Origin of the sequence: Moorena sp. SIO4G3 (assembly GCF_010692305.1) — a bacterium.
Lineage (GTDB): Bacteria > Cyanobacteriota > Cyanobacteriia > Cyanobacteriales > Coleofasciculaceae > Moorena > Moorena producens_A.
In genome coordinates this window covers 1-4,747 of the sequence record NZ_JAAHIG010000540.1, presented here as the reverse complement: position 1 = coordinate 4,747, position 4,747 = coordinate 1, and the positions used below count along the sequence as shown (strand labels likewise).

Here is a 4,747-nt window from a genome sequence, read left to right as displayed (position 1 = left end):
TTGGAGTTCGTAAATCAGCATTGGATAAAGGGCAATTTCTATAGGACTTTTGTCCATTGGTATCCCTTTCCAGGTTTGTAAATGATAGTTTTCAGTCAGAGGTCTCCAAATCCCCTTGGGAAGGGAGGAGATATCTTCTCGATCAGAAATTTTGACAAGTCTTTTATTCTGTGAGATGTCTTGATCAGATCTAATGGATTGATCAGCACTTTGATTCTTCATTGCGATCACTCCTCAAACAGATTTAACTTTTGGTGATCGTATTTTCCCCTCTTCAATACCAACCTTATCTTCATTCCACTGCCAATCAAAAGCATAGATCCAATACATAATCCCAGACATCCTAGTATTGTGAGGCGTGTTAGCAGGTACTTTGAAGAATTCACCAATGGAAGGATGGTGAGTTTTCCCTTGAAAATAAACTTCTAATTCCCCTTCTATCATGATAATAAATTCATCAGCTTTATGACCTGGATTTGACCAAAACTCTACAGAATTTGTTCTATATAACTCGCATTTAAAACCTTTTGGTTCCCAATCTTGCTTTAGTTTTTCTAAGCCAAGTTTTAATTCTGATTGATTCATATTATTCATGGTATTTTAATTGAAATCAACAACTATAAGTTACAGGTTAAGCTCATCTAAATTTGTATAAATTGTACTTGATAGATGGAGCCTGTAGGTAGGAGTGTGTATAAGGAAAGTGTGAAATAAGTAAATTAACTTCAAATAACTTAGCGATCACTCCTTTTTAAAAGCCAGAAGATACATCAACTTTGCTTCTTCATATATCGGAAAATCCTCTTCACTAACTAATGTCCAGGATAATTTATCTAAGGCTGTCTGCATTTCACGGCGATAGTCTTCTCGTATGGTTAACAAGAAAATTCCCTCCTCTTTTAAAAGACCGAATAGATTGTTTAATACCTTAACCCCAGCATGGGCATAAGCAAAAACTCCTGCTGCAATATAGCGTTTCTAGGACTCATGAGGTACACATTAGTTTTTCCCTCTTCCCTCTTCCCTCTTCCCTCTTCCCTCTTCCCTGCTCCCTGCTCCCTGCTCCCTGCTCCCTAAAACCCATAAATTTGTACCTCACCAGTCGTATAATTGCTATAATACCATCAAAAGTTACTGAATTGCTAAAAATTTGGGAATCTTCTAAATTACACTGATGGAGAGCCTTGTAGACTTGTCTCTCTTTAGCGATCGCTAGCATTTTTTCTGACAAATCCGCAGCAGTCAGATTAGTATATCCCTGTTGGGCTAAGGCTTCACCCACTAACCCTGTCCCAGCACCAGCATCTAGAATTGTGGCATCTTTCTTAGGAAGTAGCTTGCTTAATGTCCGTGCTATGTTAGCAGGCATAAAAGACCAATCTTCTCTTACATCTGCATCATAGGTATTTGCCCAACTATCGTAATTAGTTTTTAATTCCTCAGTGCTTTGGCTATCACAAATCCTAGATAACCAAGGTCTTGTTTCTGAAATATCTTTAGCTTGTTCTCTGGACATACTCTGTTCTAAGGTAATGGCATTTTCAGGGCTCACCGAAGTCATAGAAAGAGAAGAAAGCTTGTCGATAAATAGATCAATATCTTCTGGCTGAGTATCGAAATTGGTCATCCATCGCACTAATCCAGTTTATTTGTTTAAACTCTTTAATTACTCACACGAGTCCCAGTTACACCTTCTTCATGTTCGTAGCCGTATATCCAATACACACGACTAGCTACGTTGCCAACACTCTTAAATGTGTGAGGTTCACCAGCAGGAATAATTATTTCTTCCCCAATGGTAGAGCGAAACGTTTTACCTTGTAAATACAATTCTAATTCCCCTTCCAAGGGTATAATTACCTCGTCTGTTTCATGACCATCACTTGACCAAGACTCTCCAGGCGGAGAGTAGAGTGGGCATCCTGCCCGCCCGAAAATTGTAACAGGCAAGATGCCTGTGTCTTGATGCAGTCGCTCATGGGGGAAACCACGGCAGTCGCTCATGGGGGGAACCCCCAAGACCGCGCTGCCTCCCCAAGACCGCGCTGCATCGCTTCCACGCCTGATGCCCATTCCACAGGTGCGACCCAAGGCCGCGAGGGATTGCTCGCGGCCTTGGAGGCGCGCACCTACGCTTAAAATCATTCCATTATTAAGCAACGCCAACTAATTCGCCTAGATTTTAGTACCGCTAACATTATCTTTCCATTGGTAAGCATAAAGCCAAATCAAGTGATTAGCTGTTTTACCAGGATTTTTAAACGTATGAGGAACATTTGCAGGAACTCGAAATTCTTGACCAATAGTAGGGTAGTAAGTTTTTCCTTGAAACGATACTTCTAATTCTCCTTTTTCCTGATTTATCAAGAGTTTCAGCTTCTGCAAATTGGACGATCATCCCGCAACAATGCAACGCCCGCTTACGGAAAACGCACCATTACGGTCTTGGGGAGGCAGTGCGGTCTTGGGGGTCTCCCCGGAGACGAAACCTGATTACGTTGAGCCTTTATGGTTGGTAGGCTATGCAGAAAAGGGGTAAAACTTATTGATTAAGGCGAGCCTGTCTTACGGTAACTTCAAGGCCTGCCGACGCTTGGCCGTAGGCCACGCCAAAGGCGAACGCGAACAAACCATGAGCAACTGCCGTGGTTTCCCCCATGAGCGACTGCATCAAGACAACAGGTAAGCATTGGTTTAATCTGAGTTCCCTTAGCTGACGGCTGACGGCTGAATGATTACCATTTTTATAACTACAAATATCGCTTTCATAAGTAAAATTATCAATCAAAGTTAATGCGATCCTCAAGTAGTTTTTCATAAAAATGAAGACAGTCTTTTAGAAGATAAATTAAATCATCAGCTAATTCTATTTCTTTTTGTTTGTAGGGAGTAAATCCTGTGGAGTTAGCAATAGATGAGTACCAAGTTTTAGACCAATCTTGGAATATTGTTGACGACAAAGTATCAGGTAAAAATTTGGAATTTTTTAGTCCTCGCTCCCAAGTTAACATTTTTTATGAATAACCAATTTCAAAATAGTTGCACAAAAACTCCAGAACTGCTTTTGGATTCTTAACTACATCGCTGGATTCAATAACCAAAGGAGTCTTCCCCGTCAAATTTTTAACGTCTTGAAAAATACTATAAAGTGAATCAAACCCAATATCATGACTGGTAATTTCCTCTACTTTACCAAATCTTTTCTGAACTTGCCGCCAAGAATAAATTATCTCTTTAGGGTGTCTTATTAAAAAAAAATTATTGAGAGATTGCAACCAATTTATTCCAAATTGAGGCAATGCAGTTCTAGCAATATGTCTTTGGAATGAAAAGGCATACTCTTCAGGCAGATTTCCGATCATATTCTCAATTACTTTTTCATAGTCTGTTTCAAAATTATCTATTATTTTTTGTCTGTATGGGCTATCTAAGCTAATGCCTTGATGGAAAACATAGGGTGCGTAAAAAGTGAATCCAACAGTAAACATTCTTCGAGTTGTTCGAATGCGTGAGCGATGGCTGTGGAACGACTTCTGGAGCAACTCCACATTGAAATATGTTTCTTTTTGGGCATATGTAAATAAACTTCCGATAACAACTTAAGCAAAATCGGGGTGATGTATCCAGCAAACACGACCCGCCGTTTCGCCATGATTGCTTACGGTATGAGGTTCTTTAGCCGGAACCATAATTTCTTGACCAATTTCAAGATTAGAAACCTTACCTTGGCAAGAAACTTTCATTTGTCCTTCTAAGAGAACAAAAAATTCATCAGTCTTATGACCTGGATCTGACCAAGAATCTCCTGGATATAACTCCCATACTTCACAAATTAATCCTTGCTCTTTCCACTTATTTTTTAGTTGTTCTAGATCCATTTTTGACTTAGAGTAAGACATAACTTTATGTTAGTAAATTTGTCAAACTATTTGCTCATAAAGCATTACAGCAATATAGTTTTATGTGTTCAAACTCTTTTGAGTATAGAATTCCAATTTTTTGAAGCATTATAACCGTACATATCCTGGTAGTAAGTATCGATTAAATACTCATCTTGATGCTTCATTAACCAGTTTCTTAAGTCATTCATTTTACGACATCCTCGCTGGATTAATTCCTGGTCTTCCCAATCATCCCACACTTCCCACATGAATTTGTTAGTGTCTTCTATAATTAGGTAATCTCCAGTTTGCAAACCATTATGATTAAAATGCTCAAGAATACCTACTAGATTGTCATGAACATCCTCTATCACTAACCAAGGATGAGGCAGATTAGCAAGCAAGTCTGAGTTTAAAACATCACTAATTTCTCGACAATCACCTTCTAAAAAATGAACTCTAGAGTCTGCTTTAGCTTTCTCATCAAGCTGAGAAAGATCGCTATCGACACTGTAAACTTTACCTTTTATGCCCAATAGTTCCAAGTGATCTGCTAACCAAATTGCACTTCCTCCCTTGAGGGCACCCAGTTCAATAATTGTCTTCGGTTGTAACTCGCTCAGCAGCATCGGATAAGCTGCAATTTGCATGGGATCTTTTTCCAGAAGTACCCCTTTCCAAGTCTGTAAATAGGCATTGTCTGTTAAAGGTCTCCAAGTGGACTTAGGAAGATCGCATCTATAGCAACCGCCACAGCGGTTAGGACGCTATACCCAAGACATACTCCATCGCATCCCGTAGACAATCAAACTGCTTAAGTTGTTTACGAATACGACTTTTGAGCCAAGACCAGCATCGCTCAATCT

At 39.5% G+C, this 4,747-nt stretch carries 9 protein-coding genes and 3 pseudogenes; 1 reads left to right on the top strand and 11 read right to left on the bottom strand.

The annotated features are described in order from the left end of the window. The 5 genes and pseudogenes from F6J99_RS42255 to F6J99_RS42235 all read right to left on the bottom strand — a co-directional run. Nucleotides 1-222, bottom strand: a pseudogene (locus F6J99_RS42255) (cephalosporin hydroxylase); the annotation flags it as partial. A 12-nt stretch (nt 223-234) separates the two neighbouring features. Beyond that, nucleotides 235-594 (bottom strand): cupin domain-containing protein, encoded by a 360-nt coding sequence (locus F6J99_RS42250; protein WP_293122719.1) that lies wholly within the window; start codon nt 592-594, stop codon nt 235-237. Nucleotides 595-741: 147 nt separating this feature from the next. Next, a complete protein-coding gene (locus F6J99_RS42245; protein ID WP_293122717.1) occupies nt 742-882 on the bottom strand; it encodes a hypothetical protein in 141 nt (46 codons plus the stop codon). A gap of 103 nt (nt 883-985) precedes the next feature. After that, complete coding sequence (locus tag F6J99_RS42240; RefSeq protein ID WP_293122715.1) at nt 986-1,627, bottom strand: class I SAM-dependent methyltransferase; 642 nt, start codon at nt 1,625-1,627, stop codon at nt 986-988. Nucleotides 1,628-1,662: 35 nt separating this feature from the next. After that, nucleotides 1,663-2,004, bottom strand: a complete 342-nt coding sequence (locus F6J99_RS42235; protein ID WP_293122713.1) for a cupin domain-containing protein — start codon at nt 2,002-2,004, stop codon at nt 1,663-1,665. On the opposite strand from F6J99_RS42235, the gene F6J99_RS42230 reads away from it, so the two are divergent. After that, entirely contained in the window at nt 1,978-2,139 is a 162-nt protein-coding gene (locus F6J99_RS42230; RefSeq protein ID WP_293122711.1) for a hypothetical protein, read from the top strand. The two genes, F6J99_RS42235 and F6J99_RS42230, sit on opposite strands and share 27 nt — an antisense overlap. A 36-nt stretch (nt 2,140-2,175) precedes the next feature. Here the strand turns inward: F6J99_RS42230 and F6J99_RS42225 are convergent, their stop codons facing one another. The 6 genes and pseudogenes from F6J99_RS42225 to F6J99_RS42200 form a co-directional block, all read right to left on the bottom strand. Further along, nucleotides 2,176-2,367: a cupin domain-containing protein gene (locus F6J99_RS42225; RefSeq protein WP_293122709.1), complete on the bottom strand. Its 192-nt coding sequence runs from the start codon at nt 2,365-2,367 to the stop codon at nt 2,176-2,178. Between the two features lie 413 nt (nt 2,368-2,780). After that, nucleotides 2,781-3,011, bottom strand: coding sequence for a hypothetical protein (locus F6J99_RS42220; RefSeq protein WP_293122707.1), 231 nt, complete (start codon nt 3,009-3,011; stop codon nt 2,781-2,783). Nucleotides 3,012-3,014: 3 nt separating this feature from the next. Beyond that, complete coding sequence (locus F6J99_RS42215) at nt 3,015-3,488, bottom strand: hypothetical protein (RefSeq protein ID WP_293122705.1); 474 nt, start codon at nt 3,486-3,488, stop codon at nt 3,015-3,017. Between the two features lie 111 nt (nt 3,489-3,599). Further along, nucleotides 3,600-3,899, bottom strand: coding sequence for a cupin domain-containing protein (locus F6J99_RS42210; protein WP_293122702.1), 300 nt, complete (start codon nt 3,897-3,899; stop codon nt 3,600-3,602). 68 nt (nt 3,900-3,967) lie between these two features. After that, nucleotides 3,968-4,561: pseudogene (locus tag F6J99_RS42205) on the bottom strand (CmcI family methyltransferase); the annotation flags it as partial. A gap of 79 nt (nt 4,562-4,640) precedes the next feature. Beyond that, nucleotides 4,641-4,747 (bottom strand): annotated as a pseudogene (locus F6J99_RS42200) (IS630 family transposase); the annotation flags it as partial.

Bases quoted from the DNA above. Each gene is read 5' to 3' on its own strand.
- F6J99_RS42250 (WP_293122719.1), bottom strand. From the start codon at position 594: ATGAATAATATGAATCAATCAGAATTAAAACTTGGCTTAGAAAAACTA.
- F6J99_RS42240 (WP_293122715.1), bottom strand. From the start codon at position 1,627: ATGACCAATTTCGATACTCAGCCAGAAGATATTGATCTATTTATCGAC.
- F6J99_RS42230 (WP_293122711.1), top strand. From the start codon at position 1,978: ATGGGGGAAACCACGGCAGTCGCTCATGGGGGGAACCCCCAAGACCGC.
- F6J99_RS42235 (WP_293122713.1), bottom strand. From the start codon at position 2,004: ATGAGCGACTGCCGTGGTTTCCCCCATGAGCGACTGCATCAAGACACA.
- F6J99_RS42220 (WP_293122707.1), bottom strand. From the start codon at position 3,011: ATGTTAACTTGGGAGCGAGGACTAAAAAATTCCAAATTTTTACCTGAT.
- F6J99_RS42215 (WP_293122705.1), bottom strand. From the start codon at position 3,488: ATGTTTACTGTTGGATTCACTTTTTACGCACCCTATGTTTTCCATCAA.
- F6J99_RS42210 (WP_293122702.1), bottom strand. From the start codon at position 3,899: ATGTCTTACTCTAAGTCAAAAATGGATCTAGAACAACTAAAAAATAAG.